The sequence below is a fragment of the Pontibacter sp. FD36 genome (assembly GCF_015686655.1).
Lineage (GTDB): Bacteria > Bacteroidota > Bacteroidia > Cytophagales > Hymenobacteraceae > Pontibacter.
Genome location: NZ_JADPMP010000007.1, coordinates 244,608 through 268,545 on the forward strand (window position 1 = coordinate 244,608; position 23,938 = coordinate 268,545).

The 23,938-nt window shown below is 50.8% G+C and carries 18 protein-coding genes; 5 read left to right on the forward strand and 13 right to left on the reverse strand.

Going from position 1 to position 23,938, the window contains the following annotated elements; all coding sequences use genetic code 11:
* Positions 1 to 61: 61 nt before the first annotated feature.
* From I0P70_RS11715 to I0P70_RS11725, 3 genes are read right to left on the reverse strand one after another with little or no spacing between them, the layout of a single operon-like run.
* Positions 62 to 1,885, reverse strand: a complete 1,824-nt coding sequence (locus I0P70_RS11715) for a M64 family metallopeptidase (RefSeq protein WP_196117963.1) — start codon at positions 1,883 to 1,885, stop codon at positions 62 to 64.
* The gene (locus I0P70_RS11720) at positions 1,882 to 2,385 is read right to left on the reverse strand and encodes a hypothetical protein (RefSeq protein WP_196117965.1); all 504 of its coding nucleotides are present in this window, start codon (positions 2,383 to 2,385) and stop codon (positions 1,882 to 1,884) included. The genes I0P70_RS11715 and I0P70_RS11720 overlap by 4 nt, the downstream gene beginning before the upstream one ends.
* A gap of 26 nt (positions 2,386 to 2,411) precedes the next feature.
* On the reverse strand, positions 2,412 to 3,062 hold the full coding sequence (locus I0P70_RS11725; protein WP_196117967.1) for an SIMPL domain-containing protein: 651 nt from the start codon (positions 3,060 to 3,062) through the stop codon (positions 2,412 to 2,414).
* Positions 3,063 to 3,303: 241 nt separating this feature from the next.
* Here I0P70_RS11725 and I0P70_RS11730 point away from each other — a divergent pair, with 241 nt between their 5' ends.
* Positions 3,304 to 4,095: an endonuclease/exonuclease/phosphatase family protein gene (locus I0P70_RS11730; protein ID WP_196117969.1), complete on the forward strand. Its 792-nt coding sequence runs from the start codon at positions 3,304 to 3,306 to the stop codon at positions 4,093 to 4,095.
* Here the strand turns inward: I0P70_RS11730 and I0P70_RS11735 are convergent.
* The 3 genes from I0P70_RS11735 to I0P70_RS11745 form a co-directional block, all read right to left on the reverse strand.
* Entirely contained in the window at positions 4,085 to 5,374 is a 1,290-nt protein-coding gene (locus I0P70_RS11735) for a serine hydrolase (RefSeq protein ID WP_196117971.1), read from the reverse strand. The genes I0P70_RS11730 and I0P70_RS11735 overlap by 11 nt on opposite strands.
* A gap of 645 nt (positions 5,375 to 6,019) precedes the next feature.
* Positions 6,020 to 7,537, reverse strand: coding sequence for a DUF5723 family protein (locus I0P70_RS11740; RefSeq protein ID WP_196117973.1), 1,518 nt, complete (start codon positions 7,535 to 7,537; stop codon positions 6,020 to 6,022).
* A gap of 260 nt (positions 7,538 to 7,797) precedes the next feature.
* Complete coding sequence (locus I0P70_RS11745) at positions 7,798 to 9,684, reverse strand: gamma-glutamyltransferase family protein (RefSeq protein ID WP_196117983.1); 1,887 nt, start codon at positions 9,682 to 9,684, stop codon at positions 7,798 to 7,800.
* Positions 9,685 to 10,200: 516 nt separating this feature from the next.
* Between I0P70_RS11745 and I0P70_RS11750 the strand changes: the two genes are divergently transcribed.
* Together I0P70_RS11750 and I0P70_RS21600 are read left to right on the forward strand one after the other, a co-directional pair.
* The gene (locus tag I0P70_RS11750) at positions 10,201 to 11,376 is read left to right on the forward strand and encodes a pyridoxal phosphate-dependent aminotransferase (RefSeq protein WP_196117985.1); all 1,176 of its coding nucleotides are present in this window, start codon (positions 10,201 to 10,203) and stop codon (positions 11,374 to 11,376) included.
* Entirely contained in the window at positions 11,373 to 13,352 is a 1,980-nt protein-coding gene (locus tag I0P70_RS21600; protein WP_196117987.1) for a prephenate dehydrogenase, read from the forward strand. The genes I0P70_RS11750 and I0P70_RS21600 overlap by 4 nt, the downstream gene beginning before the upstream one ends.
* Positions 13,353 to 13,541: 189 nt before the next feature.
* Here I0P70_RS21600 and I0P70_RS11760 read toward each other — a convergent pair whose 3' ends face one another.
* From I0P70_RS11760 to I0P70_RS11790, 7 genes are all read right to left on the reverse strand, one after another.
* On the reverse strand, positions 13,542 to 14,789 hold the full coding sequence (locus I0P70_RS11760; protein ID WP_196117989.1) for a sulfate adenylyltransferase subunit 1: 1,248 nt from the start codon (positions 14,787 to 14,789) through the stop codon (positions 13,542 to 13,544).
* 3 nt (positions 14,790 to 14,792) lie between these two features.
* Complete coding sequence (gene cysD / locus I0P70_RS11765; protein ID WP_196117991.1) at positions 14,793 to 15,698, reverse strand: sulfate adenylyltransferase subunit CysD; 906 nt, start codon at positions 15,696 to 15,698, stop codon at positions 14,793 to 14,795.
* A 1-nt stretch (position 15,699) separates the two neighbouring features.
* Positions 15,700 to 16,422 carry a phosphoadenylyl-sulfate reductase gene (locus I0P70_RS11770; RefSeq protein WP_196117993.1) on the reverse strand — a complete coding sequence of 241 codons (723 nt, stop codon included), beginning with the start codon at positions 16,420 to 16,422 and terminating at the stop codon, positions 15,700 to 15,702.
* Complete coding sequence (locus I0P70_RS11775) at positions 16,388 to 16,681, reverse strand: DUF2061 domain-containing protein (RefSeq protein WP_196117994.1); 294 nt, start codon at positions 16,679 to 16,681, stop codon at positions 16,388 to 16,390. Before I0P70_RS11775 ends, I0P70_RS11770 begins: the two co-directional genes overlap by 35 nt.
* Positions 16,682 to 16,786: 105 nt before the next feature.
* Positions 16,787 to 17,206, reverse strand: a complete 420-nt coding sequence (locus I0P70_RS11780; protein ID WP_196117996.1) for an Rrf2 family transcriptional regulator — start codon at positions 17,204 to 17,206, stop codon at positions 16,787 to 16,789.
* A 129-nt stretch (positions 17,207 to 17,335) separates the two neighbouring features.
* Entirely contained in the window at positions 17,336 to 18,064 is a 729-nt protein-coding gene (locus I0P70_RS11785; protein ID WP_196117998.1) for a LytTR family DNA-binding domain-containing protein, read from the reverse strand.
* Positions 18,033 to 19,070 (reverse strand): sensor histidine kinase, encoded by a 1,038-nt coding sequence (locus I0P70_RS11790; RefSeq protein WP_196118000.1) that lies wholly within the window; start codon positions 19,068 to 19,070, stop codon positions 18,033 to 18,035. The genes I0P70_RS11785 and I0P70_RS11790 overlap by 32 nt, the downstream gene beginning before the upstream one ends.
* Before the next feature lie 361 nt (positions 19,071 to 19,431).
* On the opposite strand from I0P70_RS11790, the gene I0P70_RS11795 reads away from it, so the two are divergent.
* The gene (locus I0P70_RS11795; RefSeq protein WP_196118098.1) at positions 19,432 to 20,337 is read left to right on the forward strand and encodes an ABC transporter ATP-binding protein; all 906 of its coding nucleotides are present in this window, start codon (positions 19,432 to 19,434) and stop codon (positions 20,335 to 20,337) included.
* Entirely contained in the window at positions 20,334 to 23,927 is a 3,594-nt protein-coding gene (locus I0P70_RS11800; RefSeq protein ID WP_196118002.1) for a M1 family aminopeptidase, read from the forward strand. Before I0P70_RS11795 ends, I0P70_RS11800 begins: the two co-directional genes overlap by 4 nt.
* The last annotated feature ends 11 nt before the right edge of the window (positions 23,928 to 23,938 follow it).

The window sequence follows — 23,938 nt, forward strand, 5'->3', positions numbered from 1 at the left end:
TGTTTTCAGGTATAGCATCAGTAGGTATAGCCTGTTTGCATGCTATTGCCAAGCTATATGTCTACTGCAACAAAAGCTTCCGTTCTACATGGCCTTTCTCCGTGATCAACCTGAGCAGGTAAATGCCTTTGGGCTGCTTACTCAGGTCGAGTTTTTCTTTCAGTATACCTGACAGGCTATGCACCTGCTGGCTGATGATCAATTTGCCGGTCGGGTCATACACCTGCAGGCTAGCCTCGGAGGTGCCGGTTAGCTGTGCCTCGAGCTGGACGATGGTGCTGGCGGGGTTGGGGAACAGTTGTATACCTGTTGCCACTTCAGCCTCGTTTGTATTGGTGCACACGCTCACCGTGATTTCTTTCTCGACCGTGATGGAGCAGACGTTTGCATAGGTATAGGTGATGCGGTGTGTACCCGGTCCGGCCTCCGCTGCATTGAACACGCCGTTCTGCACATGGTTTCCGCCATAGGTTCCGCCCGCCGGAGATCCGCCTGTCAGCGGGAAGTTGGTGGTGGAGGAGCATACCTGCTGGAAGTCAGCCAGGCTGACAGTTGTGAACTCCCAGACGGTGATCGATTTGGTGGCGCTGACACTACAACCGTTTTCGGAATAGGTATAGGTCAGCTGATGTGTGCCGAGGCCTGCCAAAGCGGGATCAAAAATGCCATTCGGCTTTATTCCAATACCCGACCAGACGCCCCCCGCCGGGCTAAAGCCACTTAACTCTATAAGTCCCTGCTTCAGGCAGGCGTTTTCATTCTGACCGGCCTTCACCTCCGGCATGGCTTGCACCTTTATGTCCAGGTATGTGCTTGCGGATTGCCCGTTGAAGTTTTGCGCTGCTACCCCAATCTGTCCGTTCCTCGGGCCGATGCGCACGTTGATCGTGATGGTGCCTTGCCCTTGTATGATCTCATAGCCTTCGGGCACGGTCCAGGTATAGGCACCCGCGCCGCTCACCGGACTGATGCTGTAGGTTACGGCATCCTGCTGGGCACATACATGGGTCGGGCCGCTGATCTTGCCCGGTTTGTCCGGTATGGTCACCTGGTTCATCAGGCTGGCGATTCGTTTCGTGATCGTATCGTTGCAGACCATGCAGAAGTGAATGACTTCACTTGCCGTGGAAAGGTAACGCATGCTGCAGCGCTGGTGCGGCCGGTGCCAGGTAGGAGACTCTTCATAGGGGTAAATGCCCACACCCGTGTTGTTCAGCCACTGCTTCCACTTCACGGTTTCAGGAGAGGAGACCTGCGTCATGTTCGGACGCTCGCGGGCGTACTGCGGGCCGGCCCAGTATTCATCTGCGAGGTTGGCAAAGGAATGGCCAATCTCGTGAATGGCGATCTCTTTGGAATGAACATTGGTAGAACTGGTGGCATAAGCACCGCCCGATCCGCCGTAGTAGGGACTGTTGACAAGCACAAACACCTGATCGTACTCCGGGAAATTGCTAGCGAGTACAGACGAGATGGCCATGTGATTGGTCGGCACGAGCAGTCGGTGTATGCCACCGTAGTCAAAAGTGGAGCCGAAGTAATTGTCTACTTTGACGATTGGAATAGCTGATTGGTTACTCTCATCATTGGCAGTGCCCGGGTGACTGGCACCACTTTGTTTTGAAGGTACTTTGATGGCGAAAACGTTGAAGAAAACTTTGTTCTCCCTGAAAGGCGGTTTGGCAAAGATACCATCCACGGTGCCCTTCACGTCCTCTATGTACTTGCCGAGTTCGTTTGCCTGGTAGCCGTCTGCGAGAAACACAAAGTTGATATACTTGTCCGATGGTCCGTGGTAAAGGATCGTATCGACTTCAAATTTCTGTGCCTGGGCAAGCAGTACACTGCAAAGCACCAGCCATACCGTGGTCAATAGCCTTTTCATAGCGTAAGTCTTGCGATTTCTTTAAGTTGTTTGTCTTCCTGTAGCTGTTCGATGAGCAGAATTTCTGTGCCTGGGTAATAGGGGGCCCTGAGGGTGAAAGTAGTCTGCTGCAGTTGAAAGGTTTTCTTCTGGAGCTCGCCTGATTCAGCGGCATATTCGAGGGTGTTGGCCAGCGGATCAGGTATAGCGGTGCTGTAGAGTACCTGCCCGGCTGAGCTTAGCAGGGAACATTGCAGGTCACCGGAACCGTTTTCATGACCCTGGTGTGCGAGGTTTTTCATCCGGCCATCTGTCACCGTTTTGTTCAGCAGTTTCACCATGCTCTCCTTCGTCAGGCTGTCCCGGCGCAGCTCTAGGTCCAGGAAGATGATTTGGGAAGCGTGGCTTGTCATAGCTTGTCCACCGGCCTCTGCTGTACTAGCTGCCGTGCTGGAAGTGTGGCTTGTCTGGCAGGCTGCTAAAGCCATGAACAGCATGGGGGTATACAGGTATAGGCGCATCGTATTTCTGATTCATGCATGGTAACTTAGCCAATCCGCCAGGTGATCGTCACCGTTTCAGCCACATCGATATCGTCGGGCTCGAAGTCGGGGGCAGGGGCGGAGGCCTCCATCAGCACCTGGCTGTCATACATCGGGTAGTCGTGCTGCTGCGAGCGAATGGTGAGTTCGCGGTAGGAGTAGTCAATGTCGAGGATCTCGCGCAACTCCACTTCGGTGGCCTCGGCGATGAGGGCGGCATTCTCTTTGGCTTTGGCGATGGCCTGCAGGATCAATTGCTGCTGGTGCCCGCTGGCATCTTTCACTCCAAAGGAGATGCTGAAGTCCAGGCTGTCCAGCTTTTTGGCTATCTGGCTGAGCAGTTTGTTGATGAGTGCCTTGTCAAGTGGCAGCTCCAGTTCCAGACGGTGGGTGGCGCTGTAGCCAATAAAATCAGACTTCTCGGTCTTGCGGTTCCACTGGGCTTCTTTGCGGATCCCGAAGTCCTTGGTCTTGAGACTGCTGCGGTTTATACCCTGTGCTTCAATGATGCTGCGCAGTTCCTCTACTTTGGTGTTTAGGGCATCTACTGTTTTATCGTATTCCCACTCCTGTGCCACAGCACTGAAGGATAGGATCATGATATCAGGCGTAACGGAAAGTTTTCCGCGCCCCGTGATCTGTAGTTTGCGTTTCATAGCACAGGTATGTATGAGGTGAATTATTCTCCAATATATAGATTAAATTGAATAATTTGAAAAATTCAACCTTATATACTGTAAAGTTACATACTGGGGAAGGCTATACCTCAAAAGAGTGGGTGAATGCTAGTCTGGAGCTCCGGTAGATGACTATATTTACACTGCTATACCCGAACCTATGGACTTTTTTAATTCAATTTTGCCCTTCCTGCTCTGCTTGGTGCTGCTGACAGCCTGTATGTCAAAAACACAGCAGGGGATGGGGAACGGACAAGGGGAAAAGGCAGTGTCGCAGCTGCGTGTCATGAGCTACAACATCCACCATGCAAATCCGCCCGCTAGAAAAGGCGTGATCGATCTAGAGGCAATTGCCGGGGTGATCCGGAACGAAGAGCCGGACCTGGTGGCTCTGCAGGAAGTGGACGTGTACATTCCGCGATCTGGAAACGTGCACCAGGCGGAAGCACTGGCAGCGATGCTCGGGATGCATTTCTATTTTGCGAGAGCGATTGATTTTGGGGGAGGGGAGTATGGCGTTGCGATCCTGTCACGCTACCCACTGTCGGATACCCGGAAGGTGGAGTTGCCTAAAGAGGATAGCCCAAAAGCCGAGGGCCGTGTGCTGGCAGTCGCCACGGTGCAATTGCCGGGCGGGCAGCGCATCCGCTTCGGGAGCACGCACCTCGACATACAAAGCAGTGCCAACCGCCAGCAGCAGGTACAGACCATCAATGCCGTGGCCGCATCTGACAAACTGCCTTTTATCCTGGCCGGTGACCTTAACGACTACCCGGACAGTCCCGCCATCGCTGCGCTGGACGAGACGTTTCAACGTACCTGCCTGGTGGCGTGCGAAGCCACTTTCCCGCAGGACAAGCCCGACCGCATCATCGATTACATCGCCTTCACGCGCTCAGCCAACTTTAAGGTGCTAGCGCATCGGGTGGTGCCTGAGCGCTACGCCTCCGATCACCGGCCGGTTGTCGCGGTGCTGGGCCTCGCATCTGCCCCTGGAACCCTTACTCGTTAGAGGCCAGCTGCTCTGTTCCGTTTGGCCAGCTTTCCATGGACAGGATCTTCAGCTTTAGCGCGTCGGTTACCTCGTCTGCGATCTGGTTAGGTGAACGGTTATAGCGGGTGTTGGCCAGCACCACAAAGCTGTACTCGTCGTTGACCCTGGAGAGTACGGCCGTAGTGCCGGGCAGGGAGCCGTAATGGGTCCAGGTATCGCCGCCAAAATAAGTACTCTGCAGCAGGTTGCTACTGATCAGATCAGGTATAGCCGGGTTACGGTCGATCAAAGCCATGAAGCGCATCAGGTCGCCTGTGCTTGAGAGCCAGCCGCCATGGGAGTCCATGCGGGTCATGTTGTAAGCGTAGGGACTGTGTTCCCGCTGGTAGTATTTTACTTCCTTAGGGGCTTTTTCCGCTTCCGTATCACCTGCAATGCGCATCCCGACAACCTTTGCCGGCTGCAGAATATCTTCCTGTATGTATTCCTGGTAGGTCTTGCCTGTCACTTTTTCGATCACCCTGCCCAGGATGCTATAGCCTAGGTTGGAGTAAGCGTTAGTCAGGCCGGGATGGTGATCCAGCGCCCGATGCAGCAGCTGCTCGGTTATGATCTCTCGGGCCGTGGCGGCATACTCAACCAGCATGGGGTCGCCGGCGCTGTTGGTCCAGCCAGCAGTATGCGTGAGCAGGTGGTAGACAGTGATCAGACCGATATTCGGGTCGGCCGCAGGTGCCGGAAACTCGTCAGCCAATATGCCTTCCGGACCAAATACCTTGTCTGCCAACGTCAGCTTGCCATCCTGTATCAGTTTGAGAATGCCGGCGCTGGTAATGGGTTTAGATAAACTTGCAATCCGGAAAAGGCTCTGGTCGCTCACGAGTTCTTCATTTTCCTTGTCTGCGTAGCCATAACTCCGGACAAACACCGGCTCCCCGTTTCGGGTGATCGAGACAGAAATTCCCGGTACGTCATAGCGCTGCATGATCGCATGAAGCGTCTCGTCGAAATCAATGAAAGGAGAGCCAGGTAGCGCTTCCTGCTGCACCACGCTTCCATCCGCTGCCACTACATTGTAGAAAATGCTCTGCTGTTCCACAGCATCTGCGTAATTGCCTCTAGTAGTTGAGGGTGTGTTGGGAGTTAAAAAGGGAACCACGCCACCTGTGGTAGACCCGCTGGAGATTCCCTGTGCGGCAGTGTTTTTGGGGAGTGAAAGGGAAGGAAACAGACCCGCCTCCAGTTGCTGGATTTGAGATTGCTCTGGTTTTCTGAACTCGCCCTGGCAAGCAAACATGCTACACAGAAGCAGTGCGACAGTCAGCCTTCTGTACATACTGTAAAAGGTAATAGGTACTAAAAATCGTAAAAAGGCGGCGACTACAGGTATAGCTTATACCCTGGCCGTTTTTTCATAGTGTAGGTATAAAGGACGTTCAAATCTGATCCGCCTGGAGCCTGATTCTGATGCTAATATAATTTGTGCGGGCTTCTGAAACAAAATAAATTTAAAATCGTATTTGCACTATTTTTATTATTTGGGCCTTTTTGGAATCATAAAAGTGTATTAATTCTAGAGGTTCTGCTGATATTACTCTTAAAAATTATGATTATTTCTAATGAATAATTGCCAATTTTTAAGAGGTCTTTTAACTGGTGGGAGGTGCTTTTCTATTTTATCGAATTGGGTGAAAAGGGTAGTTGTTGATTATGAGTATCTTATGTTATGAAGAAAAGTATAATTTTGGCTATATATAGAAAATTAAACGAATTGATTGGATTTTATAAATAAAGCCTGACAGGAAAGGCAATCAATTTTTAACAGGATTTACTGTTCGCAATTTTGTCAGTTTGGATGTAACGGTTGGGTGAAAAGTAAAAGCCCCGTACCTGTTATGGTTACGGGGCTTTGAAAAGGCAATAATAAAATGAATTGAGCAGTCTACTGTGCCGGGGTGCTCACCTTCTTCTCTTTCGGGTTACGATTCAGGAGTGGCAGCAGCGACACACCTACATAGGCATTGGCGCCATAGGGCTTGCCCAGGTTAAAGGCACCACCAATGTTGTCGGAACCGATGTAGAAATTCATGAAACGCACCATCGCGCCCACAGTCAGCACTGAGTAATTGTTTTGCAGGGCAACCGGCATAGCCACTTCAAACTTTCTGAACTCCGCACGTGGCGTAATGGCAAACAACGAGTTCTGGCGCATTCCGATCGCATTCTTGCCGCGCACGCCCTGGATCAGGGTAGCATTCGCGTACAGGTTGCGTGTCAGGCGATAGTCCACGTTGATGTGCAGGGCAGTAGGGAGGGCTGCACGGAAAGAAGTTGTCTTTTCGTTTTCGCTCACGCCCAGTTGCTCGTTCAGGTAGTCCAGCATTTCCTCCGTTGTCTCTGCATCGCCGAACTCAGTCAGATTGACTTCTTTATTTGTGCGCTTCACGTCATAGGCCCATACCAGGTTCGGGTTGTTGTAATTGATGCTACCGACATCCATCAGGGACACCGCCACGCGGTACTTGTATTTGTTCTGCTCCACGTCGGTCAGCACCTGCCCGTTGCGGGTAATCTGGTAATCAGGGTTTTTGGTGCGGTACTCGTAGGTAAAGCCCAGGTCAGCACCCCAGCCATTGCCGGCACTTTTGCTGCCGAATAACAAGCCCAGCAGGTCGCCGCTTTCGGCTGCGTCAAAGTCCGGCATAGCGGCATAGCCATAGCGGGCATGCACTTTGTCCAAATTCACCACGTAGTCGGCATCACCAGTAACTTCATTTGTTCTCTCCTCAGCCTGCAGATCAGTGTCTTCCAGGTTCAGGTAGGCAGAGGAGCCACCATTCAAGCGCTTTACTGTTATACCTGCTTTCACAAAGTGCGGTCCCTGGTCCAGCACGACGCGTGCATAACTGAGGCCAAATTCTGAAAAGGCATTCACATTGAGGTTCATGTTGTTGCCAGTATAGCGCTTGTACAGGTAGCTGTCGTCTTCGCCGTCTGCTACTTTATACAAACGTGCTACTTCCTCTGACAAGTTGTTGGCCTGCGCTGCGGCACGTACACGGGTTGTTACGGCGATGCTGTGTAGGGGGCTCAACTGTACCATCAAGGCAGGACCTCGGAAGTCTGCACCGGCCATCACGAGCTTCTGCTTGCCATTGAGGTTCTCCTGAATGTACTCGCTCTTGAACTCCTCACCCGTTCGTGCCAGCTTGAACAGCGACATCGGTGCATCGTAGCGCAGGTAGTTGTTGGTAGCGCCAAACTCTGCCGAGAACAGGCTCAGAAAGAATTTGTGGCGTGAATCAGCTATGGCTGATGGGTTGGTATAGAGGCTGTTGGTGCCTGCATAGTTGCTGTTGGCTATACCTAATTGTTGTGCCTGTGCTGATTGTGATAAAAAAGGCGATGCCAGCAGGCCAAGGCATAGCCCCATTTTTAATGCGTAAACTTTTCGATTCATGCAAAGTGAATAAGAGTGAGTAAATAGAATAAGGGAAAGTTGTAGATCATAGCCTGGAAAGGCGTGCGTAGGTATGGCATTCAATAAAGGCAGTGTCAGGCTGCACAGAAAATCATCAAAAAAACAATATTTTGCATTTAGAGGCGGCAAAGGTAGTGTTATGGATTGGTTGCGCCAATACCTACATGTGGGTATTTAGTGAAAAAAAAAGCCCCTTCGATTGGAAGGGGCTTTGTCGTTGATGGTGCGGCAGCTATACTTTACCAGGCAATGCCGTAGTCTTCGCCGTGGTTGCTGGAGCCTCCCCAGAAGCTGCCGTGCTTCCAGTCGAAGAAGACGGCGTTGATCGGCCCACTCGTGCGGTCGCCAAAGCTCAGGGTATAGCCCATCTTCTTTAGTTCGTTGCGGACTGCCTCCGGCGTGCTTTCGTTCAGCAAGATGTGGCCGGGCTTTGGCTTGCGGTCATCGATCTTGGTACCGCCAAGCGAAAGCCAGAGCTGGTTGGTATTGAAGTTGGCCGCCTCAGCTGCCTGCTGTACGTTCATGCCGAACTCGACCACGTTCAGGAAAAACTGTAGCAGGTTCTGGTCCTGCGTGTCGCCTCCCTGTACGGCAAAGGACAGGTATGGCTTGCCGTCCTTTAGCGCCATGGAAGGGGTGAGGGTCACCCTCGGACGCTTGCCCGGCTCCACTACGTTGAAAGGATTGAGCTCTGCATCGAGCACAAAGCTCTGCATGCGCTGGCTCATACCGATGCCGGTGTTGCCTGCAATAACAGCCGGTAGCCAGCCCCCACTCGGGGTGATCGACACCACCCAGCCTTCTTTGTCAGCTGCTTCGATGGTAGTGGTACCGCGCCACAGTCTGTCCTGGTATTCGGCATCCTCCATAGAAGAACCGCTACGCTGGTCATGGGTAGGGGCAAAGTTACGACGCACTGTGTCAGGCTCGTAGCCCCTTTTCTTCAGCATTTTCAGGTAAGGGTTCTTGCGGCCTTCAAATGGGTAAGGGTCGCCCGGGCCGATATTCGCGTCGTTCTTGTTGTACTGGATCAAACTGGCTCGCTGCTTCGCGTATTCCTTACTGAGCAGACCCTTCATCGGTTCTTCCGGCTTGAAGTAAGGGTCGCCGTAGTAGAAGTCGCGGTCAGCGAAAGACAGGTTCATGGCCTGGTACAAGGTATGGATGTAGCGGGTACTGTTATAACCCATGTCTTTCAGGTCGAAGTTTTCGAGGATGTTAAGCGCCTGCAGCATGGTTGGTCCCTGCGTCCACTGCTGCAGTTTGTATACCTCCACGCCTTTGTAGTTCACCATTATGGGCTCTTCTTCGATCGGCTTCCATTTCGCCAAGTCCTGCATGGTGATCAGGCCGCCCTGTTCTTTGGAACCGCGCACAAACTCTTCGGCAATATCTCCTTTGTAGAAGCGGTCGTAAGCTGCCATGATGGCCTCCTTTCGGCTTTTGCCTTGCTTCAAAGCTGCTCGCTCAGCTTCCACCAGTTTGGTCAGTGTTTGCAACAGGTCCTTTTGCACGAAGATCTCACCAGCATTCGGTGCTTCGCGTTCCTCACCCAGATGCGTCAGGAATACCTTTTTGCTGTAAGGCCATTGCTTGATCAGTTCTTTGTTCTTCTCCATGCTGTTGGCTGTCTGCGCCTCGATCGGGTAGCCAGCTGCCATTTCCATGGCAGGGGCCAATACTTCTTCCAGACTCAGCGTGCCGTAGTTCGCCAGCATGTGCATCAGTCCGCCCGCTGTCCCGGGTGTGGTAGCTGCCAGCGGACCGTTTTCTGGTGGGAAGTTATAGCCTTTGTCCTTGAAGTACTTGGGAGTCGCGCCGGTCGGCGCAACCCCTAAGGCGTTAATAGCAATCACTTTTTTGGTTTTGGGATTGTAGATGAGGGCCTGCGTTTCGCCGCCCCAGCTCAACACGTCCCACATGGTGCAGGTGGCTGCCAGCATGGTGCAGGCCGCATCTACGGCATTGCCGCCCTTCTGGAAGGTCATGGCGCCGGCAGTGGCCGCAAGTGGTTTGCCGGTAATGGCCATCCAGTTCTTTCCGTGCAGCACCGGCTTCTGGGTCTGCTGCGCCACTGCCGGGAAGAGGGGCAAGGCGAGCAGGCAAAGAGATATGAATCGTTTCATTTTTTAAGGTTTAGGGTATCAATTTAACTAAAAACAGAGTGTTGCACAACTGAGATGGAATTAGTACGCTTATCGGTCGAAATCAGTCAACCTGCTTTTATCTGACATTCGCCTGCAACTACTACAGCAATGAGCCATCCCCTTGAAAAAAATCACCCATAATTTTTTGATTGTAAGGAATATATCAGATATTAGCCAGCAGAAATGAACACAGCGCAAAATCATATCGTCTATTATAGCTATTACTATTTTACTTTATGTAAATAAGGGTGGCGATGCTATAGGTTGATAAACAGCTATAAATCAGAGGCCTCCCGATCGGAGGCTTTTTTTGTGTATTAACATGACCATATACCTGAACAGCTATTTTACTTTTTACTATTACTACTTCTATCTCAGGAAGAAGGCGGGATATCTATGGTAAAAAGCAAGCTGTTGTTTTGCACTTACAAAGAGTCCCCATCCGGCGGACTCTTTTTTTATTTAAAGCAATTGATAAGCACCTAAAAAAAGCAGATGGTGAACATAGCAGACAGATACGGCGATGTGCAGGAGTACTACTTCTCGCAAAAGTTGCGGGAGGTCGCACAGCTCAATGCAGCCGGCAAAAACATTATCAACCTGGGTATAGGGAGTCCGGACATGGCTCCGCCCCGGCAGGCGGTGGAGGCACTTTGCGCTGCCGCCAGAGACGACAAAGCACATGGCTACCAGGGTTATAAAGGGATACCGGCACTCCGGCAAGCCTTCAATGACTGGTATGCCTCTTATTATGCGGTTACGCTGGACCCCGAAACAGAGGTGTTGCCGCTCATAGGTTCAAAAGAAGGCATCACCTACATTTCCAATGCTTATCTGAACGCCGGGGATGAAGTGTTGGTGCCCAATCCGGGTTATCCAGCTTATGCCGCTGCGACCAAAGTGGCTGGTGGGGTGGTGCGGCACTATGACCTGCGGGAAGAGACGGGTTGGCTGCCAGACCTGGAGGAATTGCAACAACAGGATCTCAGTAAGGTAAAGCTTTTGTGGGTGAACTATCCGCACATGCCTACCGGAGCGAAGGCGAGCAAAGCAGCGCTGGCTCAACTTATGGACTTTGCGGAACGCCACGACATCCTGCTCTGCCACGACAACCCTTACAGCTTTATCCTCAACGATAAGCCTGAAAGTATTTTATCAATTAAGGGTATCTCTGCGCATGTACTGGAGCTGAACTCGCTGAGCAAATCGCATAACATGGCCGGCTGGCGGGTGGGTGTGCTGGTTGGTCATCCCCAGCATATCTCGAATGTGCTGATCGCAAAAAGCAATGTCGATTCAGGTATGTTCCTGGGTATACAGCAGGCCGCCATTGAGGCTTTAAAACAACCCCAGGCTTGGTATGATGAGTTGAATGCGCATTATGCAAAGCGACGGAAGTTGGTCTGGCAAATTTTGGACACGCTGGAATGCAGGTATAGCACTGAGCAGGCAGGTCTCTTTGTGTGGGGACGTGCACCGGAAAAAGTGAAAGTGGAGCAGCTGGTGGATCAGCTCCTCTACGAAGCAGGGGTCTTTATCACGCCCGGTTTCATTTTCGGATCGAACGGGCAGCGCTACATCCGTGTGTCGCTTTGCGCTGACATCGGGCAGCTGCAAACAGCACTTGAAAGAATCAAAGCATTTAAAAATACTAAATTCAAAACAACATGATCGTAGGCGTAGTAGGTATCGGACTGATTGGAGGCTCCATGGCCATGGACCTCCGGCAACGTGGTTTTGCCATTAAAATAATCGGCGCAGACAACAACCCGGAGCACCTCCGGATCGCAAAAGGTGCAGGTATCATACAAGAAGAGGGCAGTCTGGCAGATCTGGCCAGTAGCTGTGATCTGATCATTGTGGCTACGCCGGTGGATGTCTCCCCGGGCATTGTGCTTACGCTTTTAGACCAGATAAAAGACGGAGCTGTTGTGCTGGATGTAGGGTCAACAAAAGAGCAGATCTGCCAGGCCGTTGCGAACCATCCGCGCAGAGAGCAGTTTGTCGCCTGCCACCCGATTGCCGGCACCGAAAATACCGGACCGGGAGCGGCGCACCACAAGCTCTTCGACCACAAAGTGAATATTATCTGCAACGCAGAGGCCTCCGGTATAGCGGCTGTTCGGAAAGTGGAGGAATTGTTTGGCACCCTGAAAATGGAAACGGTACACATGGAGGCCCGTGAACACGACCGCCACATCGCCTTTGTGTCGCACTTGTCCCACATCACCTCTTTTGCCCTTGGCCTGACGGTGCTCAAGATCGAGAAAGACGAGAAGAGCATTTTTAATATGGCCGGCAGTGGTTTCGCCTCTACCGTGCGACTGGCCAAAAGCTCTCCAGATATGTGGGCGCCCATCTTCAGCCAGAACGCAGGTCATGTATCGGCGGCACTGGATGCTTACATCGATCAGCTGCTGCTCTTCAAAGAAACGATCGACGAAGGACTGAGCACCGAAACCTACGACATGATCTCCAATGCCAACCAGATCAGCCGCATACTGGATGGCATAGAACTTAAGAACCGGCAGAAACCCTTTGCTCCGCCACTCACCGGAAAAGACAAACTCGAGATTGCCCCGATCAGTGCCTGGTTGCCAGATCTGCAACGGCCCCTGGTGATCAGCGGTCCCTGCAGCGCCGAAACAGAAGAGCAGGTGATGGAGACCTGTCGACAGCTAGCCGCTACTGGCAAAGTGGATGTACTGCGAGCCGGCATCTGGAAACCACGCACACGACCCAATAACTTTGAAGGCATCGGCACGATCGGGTTGGAGTGGCTGCGAAAAGCGAAGGAGGCGACAGGTATGAAAATAGCCGTGGAGGTGGCCAATAAACAGCATGTGGAGGAAGCGCTGAAGTATGGCGTGGACATTCTCTGGATTGGGGCACGTACGACGGTTAACCCTTTCTCAGTGCAGGAAATAGCGGATGCCCTGCAAGGTATAGATGTGCCGGTTTTGGTCAAAAACCCAATCAATGCTGACCTGGAGCTGTGGATCGGGGCGCTGGAACGTTTGAGCGGGGCAGGCATTACCAAGCTGGGAGCCATTCATCGAGGCTTTGCTAAGTATGGCGAAACAAAGTTTCGTAATGCACCGCAGTGGCAATTGCCCATCGAGTTGAAGAGAAGAATGCCTGACCTGCCTTTGATCTGTGATCCGAGCCATATCTGCGGCAACCGGGAGTTACTGGCAGAAATCTCGCAGCAGGCGATGGACCTGAACTATACCGGTCTGATGCTCGAAAGCCACATTGACCCGGACAAAGCCTGGAGCGACGCCAAACAGCAAGTGACGCCGGAGCGGCTGGCGGAGATCATCGATGGGCTGGTGCTGCGGAACGGCTATGGCGGTAAAGTAGGGGTAGATGACACCTTGCAGGAGCTGCGCAGTCAGGTAGACCAGTTCGACAGTGAGTTGTTCTCCCTGCTGTCACAACGAATGCAGGTGGTGGAGAATATCGGCCGGTACAAAAAGGAAAACAAGCTGACCATTCTGCAGGCTTCCCGCTGGAACGACGTGTTGGAGAGATCATTTGAGCGGGGAGAGAAGTTGGGCCTGAGCCGGGACTTTATCCAGAAGTATCTCAAAGCCGTACACCAGGAGTCCATCAATCACCAGAGCGCCATCATGAATGCGCATTAAGACACAGGACTGCTGTATGCTTGCTCTTTTGTCACCCTGTAAGGATCCTGGTAAATAGTGCCCTTATCCTCGCTATTAGCTTTGGTGTAACTCTGCGATAAAGGAATGTAGAGCAAATCTTATGTAGCTATTTAAATGTAAGAAGTGATTTCAGGTCGCCTCAATCACTTCTTACATTTAATTAAAATACTACTTAATCAGGCCAACGCCGACAGTCGAATTTGTCTGCTCGTCGATGAGGATAAAAGCACCATTGGCTCTGTTTTCAGTGAAAGAGTCGTAAAAGACTTCTTTTGCTGTTTTCAGCTGCACATCGGCAATCTCGTTTAGCTTCAGCTCACTTACAGCGCTATCAGCACCCAGTGTCACCACATCTATCAGGTTGGAGAGTGCGCTGACTTTGGCTCTGGACGTATTCACGCCGTGTTGTAGCAGGTATGAGCCGCCCACACGCAAAGGTTTTTTGTCCATCCAGCAGATGGTGGCCGCGAGCTGCCTGCTTTGCTGTGGCAACTGGCTGATCGGCACGATCATATCGCCCCGGCTGATGTCCACGTCATCCTGCAGCAGTAAGCTGATCGATTCTTTGGCCTGCGCCGCCTCTATCTCACGTCCAAACTTCTCGATTTTGGCAATGGTAGTTTCCTGTCCGCTTGGCAGTACGACCACCCGTTCGCCTTTGCGCAGCAGGCCACTGGCTACCTTGCCAGCGTAGGCTCTGTAGTCATGAAACTCTTCTGACTTGGGCCTTACCACATACTGCACTGGAAAACGGCTTACTTCCTCTGACAGGTGCTGTTCCAAAGGTATAGCCTCCAGTAAACTAAGTAGTGATACCCCCTCGTACCAGGGCATGTGCGCTGACTGATGCACGAGGTTTTCGCCGTAGAGCGAGGACACAGGTATAAAGCTGATCTCCTGTTCCGGAAAGCGTACCTTTTCAGCAAAAGCCATGAAAGCTGACTTTATTTCCTCAAACTTTGTCTGGTCATAATCTACCAGGTCCATCTTGTTCACGCAAACCACTACGTTTGGAATGCGCAGCAGGCAGGAGATGTAAAAGTGGCGGAAGGTCTGTTCCACTACACCGTTGCGGGCATCCACCAAAATCATGGAGACATTGGCGTTGGAAGCACCTGTCACCATGTTGCGGGTATACTCAAAGTGGCCCGGTGTGTCGGCTATGATAAACTTACGGGTAGGCGTAGAGAAGTAAATGTGCGCCACGTCAATTGTGATACCCTGCTCACGTTCTGCTATCAGGCCGTCTGTCAGCAGCGACAGATCCACATAGTCGAGGCCTTTCTTTTTGCTGCTCGCCATGATGGCCTCCAGCTTATCGGTGGTGATTGAATTGGTCTCGAACAGGAGTCGCCCGATCAGGGTGCTTTTTCCATCGTCCACACTTCCGGCGGTTGCAATTTTTAGAACGTCCATACCTTAAAAATATCCTGATTGCTTTCTTTTTTCCATCGCCGCCTCGGAGCGCTTGTCGTCTATGCGGGCACCTCTTTCTGATACTGTGGCGCTCAGTATTTCTGCAATAATGTCATCGATCGCTACTGCCGTTGACTCTACAGCAGCAGTACAGGTCATATCGCCCACCGTTCTGAAGCGGACCATGCGGGTGCTTACCGACTCATCTTCCGACATGTTCATGAAAGGGGAGTAGGGAAGGATCTGTCCGTCACGCTCAAAGGTTTCGCGCTCGTGGGAGTAGTAAATGGAAGGTATAGCCAGCTGCTCTTCTCTGATGTAGTTCCAAACATCCAGCTCTGTCCAGTTGCTGATCGGGAAAACGCGCACATTCTCACCCAGGTTGATTTTGCCGTTGAGCATATCGAACAGCTCCGGGCGCTGCTTTTTAGCGTCCCATTCGCCGAAGTCGTTTCTGACCGAGAAGATACGCTCCTTGGCACGGGCTTTCTCTTCGTCGCGACGGGCACCTCCGATGCAGGCGTCAAAGCCAAACTCCTCGATGGCGTCCAGCAATGTGACCGTTTGCAGCACGTTGCGGCTGGCGTATTTACCTGTTTCTTCCACCACCTTCTGCTGGTCTATACTGTCCTGCACGTAGCGCACGATCAGCTCGAGACCAAGTTCTTCCACCAGCTCGTCCCGGAATTGGATGGTTTCTTCAAAGTTGTGCCCCGTGTCGACGTGCAGTAGGGGGAAGGGTATTTTGCCTGGATAGAATGCTTTATAGGCAAGTCTTACCAGTGTGATCGAGTCTTTTCCGCCGGAGAACAGGAGTACAGGTTTTTCAAACTGTGCGGCGACCTCTCTGATGATATAGATCGCCTCGTCTTCCAGTTCTCTGGGGAATACAGCGTTGTGAGTAGCCATATTAGTTTTGTTTAATTGAATAATTTGCATGCAGACCGCATTCCTTCTGGGTCTGTTCCCACCACCACCTGCCGGCACGTGGTTCTTCCCCGGGCAGTATGGCCCGGGTGCAGGGAGCGCAGCCTATGCTGACATAGCCCTGGTCATGAAGCTTATTATAGGGTACCGCGTTATCCTGCAGGTATGCGATCATCTCGTCATAAGACCAGTTGATGATCGGGTTGAATTTGATGACCTGAAACGCCTCATCCCATTCCAGTAAACTGAAGCTGCTGCGGTTGGCACTCTGGCCGGAGCGCAGTCCGGTTACCCAAACCTCCACGCCCTGCAATGCTCTTGTCAGCGGCAGTACCTTACGGACCTGGCAGCAGGCTTTGCGGTTATCAACTGAGTCGTAAAATCCATTTATACCTTGTTTAGCGACCAGCGACTCCACATCGGAAGCTTGCGGAAAAAAGGGTTCTATTTTGCGTTTATACTTGTATTCGGTGTCTGCCCATAAGGTATAGGTTTCCTGAAACAGGCGGCCTGTGTCAAGCGAGAAGATTCTGATCGGAAGCTGATCGGAGAAGATGGCGTGCGTGATGACCTGATCCTCCTGACCCAGTGCTGTCGAAAAAGCAACTTTGCCGGGAAATCGGTTGGCTACCCAGGCCAGTGTTTCGGAAAGGGACAGGTCTGCCAGTTCCTTAAGCAGCGACGGTATTTGATTTTTCAAGTTCATGAGCCTCTTTTTTTACTGTGAATCGTTCCCAAATACGTTCGTGGACATAGTAGAGCAGGATCTTACTAAAGACCTCAATCGAGCCGATTGAGAAAGCCATTTTAAGCTCACCCGTGATCAAGTAAGAAATAACAATGGTATCAAAAGTGCCCAAGACACGCCATGAAATGGCCTTGGCAACACTTTTGAATTTGCTGTCCTTTTTCTGCGGACGCTGCTTTTTACTAAAAGCTTTCTGAAGATATCGGTCTAGTAGCATAGCGCTGCATTGAGCGCCAAAACTACACAAAACCTACAAACTTAGTAGGGTAATAAGTTAAAAAAAACTTAAATCAGCTATGTTTAATATTTAAGAGACTGCTATTCAGTTGTTTGAGGTAATCAGGTCGGAGAGGGTCTTATTTTCTACTACGGCCAGGGTCTGATCTCTTACCTGGCACATAATGATGTGCATGTTGCAAGTCGCTTCATCTGGGCAGTCGGAGCATTTCTCGTAATAGTTGAGGCTCACGCAAGGGAGCCAGGCGATGGGACCATTGAGCAGGCGAATGATTTTGGCCAGTGTGATCTCTTCCGGTTTCTTGATGAGGTAATAGCCTCCGCCTTTGCCCTTTTTGCTGCCCAGTATACCTGCTTTTTTCAGCTCAAGCAGGATGTTCTCGAGAAACTTGTGCGAGATGTTCTTACTGGATGCAATTTCCTGGATCAGCACAGCACCCTTGTCCTGGTTTTCGGCCAGGTAGGTGAGGGCATGGAAAGCATACTTGGTCTTTTTGGATAACATAAAAGAGATCGGTATCAGCAGGGCCGGCTCTTTAGAGCAGGCTGTGTTATCACAAAATTAAGAAGCAGTCCGATGTAAAACTATTCTGCGAACAAAAGATTGTAGTTAGTGCTAATGATACATGCCAGCCTAGGTCAATCCTTTCAACTTTTTGTAAAAGCTGTCGCTATAGGTTTCACTTATCGGGATGATCTGATCTGCGATGCTGATCCGGTTCTTTTCGATGTGGACGATCTTATCGATGGCAACCATATAAGAACGGTGTACACGGGCAAAGTCCTGATCTGGCAGCAGTTCTTCCATTCTGGCAAAACTCAGCAGGGTCATGATCTTTTCTTTGGCTGTGTGTATCCGCAGATAGTCTTTCATACCCTCTATGAATAGAATGTCGCGGGTTGCAATTTTCTGAATACGATGCCCGACTTTCAGGAAAATGTACTCCTGCTCATGTTTCGGCTCAGCTGTAATTTCCTTTTTATCCGGCACCTGCCGGTTACCCTGTTCCTGATACAAGCGAAATACCCCTTTGTAGAATCGCTCAAACGAAAACGGTTTGACCAGGTAATCCTTCACTTCCAGTTCAAAAGCTTTCAGAGCATACTGATCATAGGCAGTGGTCAGGATGATCATGGGTTTTGGGTTCAGCATAGGTATGAAACTGAGTCCATCCAGGTCAGGCATGTTGATGTCCAGGAACAGCAGGTCGGGCTTATCTTCATCTATCTGAGCGGCTGCTTCCAAGGGACTCATGAAGGTGCCTTTCAGCTCCAGGAAAGGGACTTTCGTTATATACTCTTCCAGTATTTCCTGGGCCAGGTGCTCGTCATCAATTATATAGCAGGTGAGCTTCTCTTTCATGAACCTGTGAATCTAGATTGTGAATTTTCAAAGTAACTGTAAACTTTTCGCCCGTGCTGTTGATCTCCAGATGGTGTTGGTCCGGATACAACAAAGACAGTCTTTTCCGAACATTTGGTAGTCCGATGCCTCCCGGTTCTTCCAGCTTATTTCCCTCGTGCCTTCCTTTGGGGTTCTGAATATGGAAGGTAAGGGTATTTTCTTTTATCTCCACCCGCACTTTTATATCACCTGGTTCCAGTCGGGCCGGGCTGTGTTTGTAGGCGTTTTCCATGAGGTGAATGAACAGCAGCGGGGCAATGTGACACGAATCGGTATCTCCTTCTATCTGCAGGTCCACAACCGGGCTCTTTTTATACCGGAGCTGCTGCAGACTCACATAATCCTGTAGGTAGCTCATTTCCCTTGAAAGCGGCACTGTCGGGGCATTGGATTCATAGATCATGTAGCGCATGAGTGAAGACAGGCGCATCACTGCTTCCGGTGCTGCCGGAGCCTGTTTATATACCAGCGTATGAATGTTATTGAGCGTATTAAACAGAAAGTGCGGATTGATCTGTGACTTCAGATAGTACAACTCTGCCTCTACGGCCTGTTTCTCCAACTGTTCTTTCCTGATCGTATTAAGCACCAAATTTTCTGTGACCCTGGCCAACCAACTGAGGAAGGTAAAGATGGGTACAATGGAGACCAGTGTCATAGCATATAACTGAAAGAAAACCGGCCAGGCATCCAACGTTTTAGGATGCAACATTAAAAAAGGTAAAGGGCCGGTTAGCATAATTCCGGCCAGCCGGAAGAAATAAGCCTTCCTTTTTCTTTTACCTAAATAGCGGGTGAGGAGAAAGAAATGACTGTAGAAAACATACAAACATGTCAGGATGAAGCCCACGGTCAAGGTAAGCCAGTGGATATCATCCTGGCTCAGTTGCAAGGCTACCAGCAGGCTAAACAGGATCCAGAGAACTATGTGGATCAGCGTGAATACCTTTTTAATTCTATTCATAAAACAAAGATATTTTTTCCTGCCATTTCCTTATCACCCATTCGACCGTTGCCTTGTCTCGATCTACGAAATGGAGAGTTGAGGCTGCAAGTACTTTGGCGGAAGCAAAGCAGTCTTTGGTCGATCCATTAGCAGCATCAGCATATTGCTTTTTGCTTTTCAGGGCTACACTATTTCCTTTATTCTGAAAATGAGCGGGATAGATCTCATTCTGTCCTCTTGCGGGTATAGGCTTCTCTGTCTTTTCGCTTCTTTCCTGTTAATAATGAAAGCGTGAAAGTATGGGGTAGCATGCTATTTAACGCTCTTATTTTCATCAGCAACAAGATTCATATTAATGAACATAACTATGGGAAATCAAATCAGCCTGTCCATCCGAAATGTCTCTAAAACATACGCCAATGGCGTCCAGGCATTGAACAATATTAACCTGAACATTCCTTCGGGAATGTACGGCTTGCTTGGTCCAAACGGTGCGGGAAAATCTACGCTGATGCGTATACTGGCCACACTGCAGGAACCTGACGAAGGCACCATCACCCTGGGTGAACTAGATGTGCTGCGCCAGAAGGAGGAGGTGCGTCAGACGCTCGGTTACCTGCCGCAGGAGTTCGGTATCTATCCGAAGTCGAGTGCAGAGGACCTGCTGGATTATTTTGCAGTTCTGAAAGGCATCACGAACCGCACATCCCGCAAAGAAGTGGTGGAGCGTTTACTCCGGCAGACGAACCTTTGGGACATGCGTCGGCAGAAACTAGGTGGCTATTCTGGGGGGATGCGGCAACGCTTTGGTGTGGCAGTAGCCTTGCTGGGCAATCCGAAGTTACTCATCGTGGATGAGCCCACAGCTGGTCTGGACCCGGCTGAACGGGTACGTTTTCTTAACCTGTTGAGTGAGTTGGGTGAAAATAGTGTGGTCATCCTGTCCACCCACATCGTGGAAGACGTGTCGGAGCTGTGCACGCACATGGCCATCATCAACAAAGGGCACATACTACTGGAAGCGGCGCCACAGCAGGCTGTTGCCGCACTGGAAGGCAGGATCTGGCGCAAGCTGATCAGTAAAAGCGAATTATCGATCTTGGAGCAGGACTGTAAAATCATTTCTGTAAAGCTTCTCAGCGGGCGCAAACTGGTCCACCTATACAGCGATGAAAGTCCGGGCAATGGCTTTGAACTGATAGTGCCGGATCTGGAAGATGTTTATTTCAGCACCATGGCCGGATTTCACACGAGCAATCAGCAAGTAGAGGAGGTAAGCATATGAAATTCCGGAAGATATTTCACCTGGAGTTCGCCTACCAGTTACGCAATGCCGCTACCTGGCTTTACTTTATGGTGGTAGCGGGGCTCGCGTTCTTATGGTTCATAGGCAATTACCTCCATGATGCACGGGATGGTTATTTCTTACTCAATGCGCCCATTGTTATAGCGGCTGTGGCTGTTTTATGTTTCCAATTGTGGTTGTTGGTAGGTGCATCTGTAGCGGGCGACGCGGCGGCCCGGGATGTGCATACGCGTATGTACTCTCTTACCTACACGGCACCGGCCAGCAAGGCCGAATATCTGGGAGGACGATTCCTTGCCGCTTTCTTACTCAATGGCATAGTCCTTCTCTCCATACTGCTGGGTACTCTTTTCGCCCTGTACTTTTCTGGCGTAGAGGCAGAAGTGCTGGGTCCGTTCCGACCGGCAGCCTACCTGACGACCTTTATCTATATCATATTACCTAACACTTTTATTGTAACGGCCATCCAGTTCTCGCTGGCTGCCCTTACACGGCAGGCTATGGTGAGCTACCTGGGTGGGGCGCTCCTTTTCGTGGCTGCGTTCATTTTGGGTCAGGTTTTGCAAGACGAGGGCGAATGGGGGAATTTAATTGACCCCATCAGTTTCACCCCGATCATGAGCCAGCTGTCGAATGAGTGGAGTCCACTGGAAAAAAATATCCGTCTGCTTGTGCTGGAAGGCTCACTGCTTCTGAACCGCCTTATATGGCTGGGGATCGCGCTGGTCATGTTGACTTTCACCTATTTTCGTTTTCAATTCACATATCCTATCTCAGGAGATAGAAAACAGCAAAAGCCTCAGCAAGCTGCCCTGGAGTGGCTGAAATGGAGAACATCAGAATCCCTTCCGCAAGTAAGGGGAGCGTTTGGTTTTTCCACACAACTGCGTCAGTTGCGACTCATCTCCATGAAATCCTTTTTGCAGTTGGCCAAAGGTATAACAGGGCTCCCTCTTCTGGCAGTACTGGCCATCCTGATGGGATTTGCCCTGCCTGGAAACCTTAAAGCTAAAGGGGTGCCATTGCTGCCCAGAACAGACTTTGTACTGGATACGCTCATAGAACCCGTAGCGAGTCTGGATTTCTTCTGGATCATCATCGCCCTGCTTATTATTTACTATGCCGGCGAACTGGTATGGCGGGAAAGGGAAAGCGGCCTGAGCGAGATTGCGAACGCGGCACCGGTGCCGGAATGGGTTCTTTTCCTGAGCAGATTCCTGGCGCTTAGTCTCGGACTGGTGTTATGGCTGGTATTCCTGATGCTGACTGGCATGGTGGCACAGACAGTGATGGGTGCTGTTACAATTGAGATCGGATTATACCTGCAAGTTCTATTTGGGCTACAGTTGGTGGATTGCCTCCTTTTTGCGATGCTTGCCCTCTTCGTTCATGTGCTGGTCAATCATAAATTCGTGGGGCATTTGGTAGCGCTCCTGATCTTCGGGGGCAGCATTTTCGCAACAAACCTGGGCGTTGAGCACAAGCTCCTCATTTTTGGAGCCAGTCCAGGTTGGTCCTATACAGATATGGTTGGTTTCGGCGCTTCCCTCGCACCCTGGCTGTGGTTCAAATTATACTGGCTTGCATGGGCACTGCTACTGGCAGTGGTAGCGAGACTGCTCTGGGTACGGGGTCGGGAGGGGAGTCTGATTTCACGAATCCATCTGGCCAAGAACCGCTTCACTCGTTCCACTGTGTTGGTTGCTGCCACTTCAGTTGGGAGCATTCTGCTACTAGGTAGTTTCATTTTTTACAATACCAATGTGCTGAATGACTATTTGTCCACATCTGAAGCAATGGAGCAGCGGGCTGAATATGAAAAGCGCTACCGACAATACAACGACCGGCCACAACCCCGGTTAACAAGAACTAACCTACACGTTGAGATTTATCCGGAGCAGCGGGAGGCAGAAATACGCGGCATTTATCAATTAGTGAATTATAGTACAGTAGCCATCGACTCTATCCATCTGTCCACTGCTGCCGGAGTCCGAACAAGCAAGATTGCCTTTGACCGGCCAGCTAAACAGGTACTTGCTGACAATGAGCTAGGTCACCAGATTTATGTGCTTTCAGAATTACTTCAGCCCGGTGACTCACTCCAACTCAGTTTTGAGGTCAATGCTAAAGCTCGTGGCTTTTCAAACAGCGGAGCAGATGCTTCTGTGATGGCCAACAGCAGCAACTTCCGGAATTATGAATGGATGCCAGCTATTGGGTATCAGGATTATCGTGAGCTGGATGATGTTGGATCCAGAAACAAGTATGGCCTTTCTCCTCGGCCCGCTACTCCTTCTCTCTATGATGAGGCCGCGCACAAAGACTCACCCTTTAGCGAGCGTATCTCATTTGAAGCGGTGGTAGGAACAGCTGGTGATCAGACCGTGGTGGCGCCGGGAGCGTTGCGCCGTAGCTGGATCACTGGCAGCCGCCGATACTTTCACTATGTTACGGATGCTCCCATTCGAAATGAATATAATTTCTTTTCGGCCAACTATGCGGTGCATGAGGGGAAGTGGCGTGATGTAGCCATACAAATTTACTATGACCCGGGCCAAACCGGGAATCTGGAACGCATGGTGCGGAGTATACAGGCATCGCTGGATTATTACACCCAACAGTTTGATCCCTACCCACACCGGCAGATTCGATTCGTCACGTATTCCGGATACAGTTTCGGAAACCACGCCGCCCCCATCAATATCACAGCCGGGGAGGGGTTCTTTCTCCTGAATCCAAAGGATGACCCGCGGGGCTTTGATCTGGTGACGGCAGTAGTGGCACACGAAGTGGCGCACCAGTGGTGGGGCAACCAGTTAGACCCGGCCCATGTAGAGGGGGCAGGGCTGCTTTCAGAAAGTCTCGCCTGGTATTCTGCCATGGGTATGCTGGAAGATAAATATGGACCTGAACAGCTTCAACGTCTCCAGAGCTTCTTGCGGGAGGAGTATAAAAACCCGCGTACACGTGCTGCTGTACCGCTGCTTCAAGCCAATGACTGGTACCAAAACTACCGTAAAGGCCCCTTCGCGCTTTATGCACTGAGCCAGTACATCGGCAAGGAAAAAATGAATAGCGCACTCCAGCGCCTCATCGATAAAAACAGATCAGGAAAATCACCGCAGCCGACTTCTCTTGATCTATATCGGGAGTTAAAGTCTGTCACCCCTGACTCGCTTCAGTATCTGCTACAAGATCTATTCGAAAAGAATACATTCTGGGAATTGGGGACGAAGCAAGTATTGGCGAAGCAGATCAAACTAAACAACTGGCAGGTGATGCTTGAAATTCAGGCTCGGAAGTTTATGGTTGACAGTATAGGAGTAGAGACTAAGGTGCCGCTGAATGACTGGGTAGAAGTTGTCGTATTTGCTCCTGCCAAAGCAAATCAGAGTCAAGGCGAAGTGCTTTACCAGAAGAAGCATCTTATTAATTCAGATAAGCAGACGATTACGGTGATGGTACAACGTAAACCTGCCCGTGCTGGCATAGATCCTGACAACCTGCTTATTGACTGGGAGTTAAAGGACAATATGGTAGAGGTGCAGTTCGAAAAGAGCGCCCATTGAGCATGGTAAAT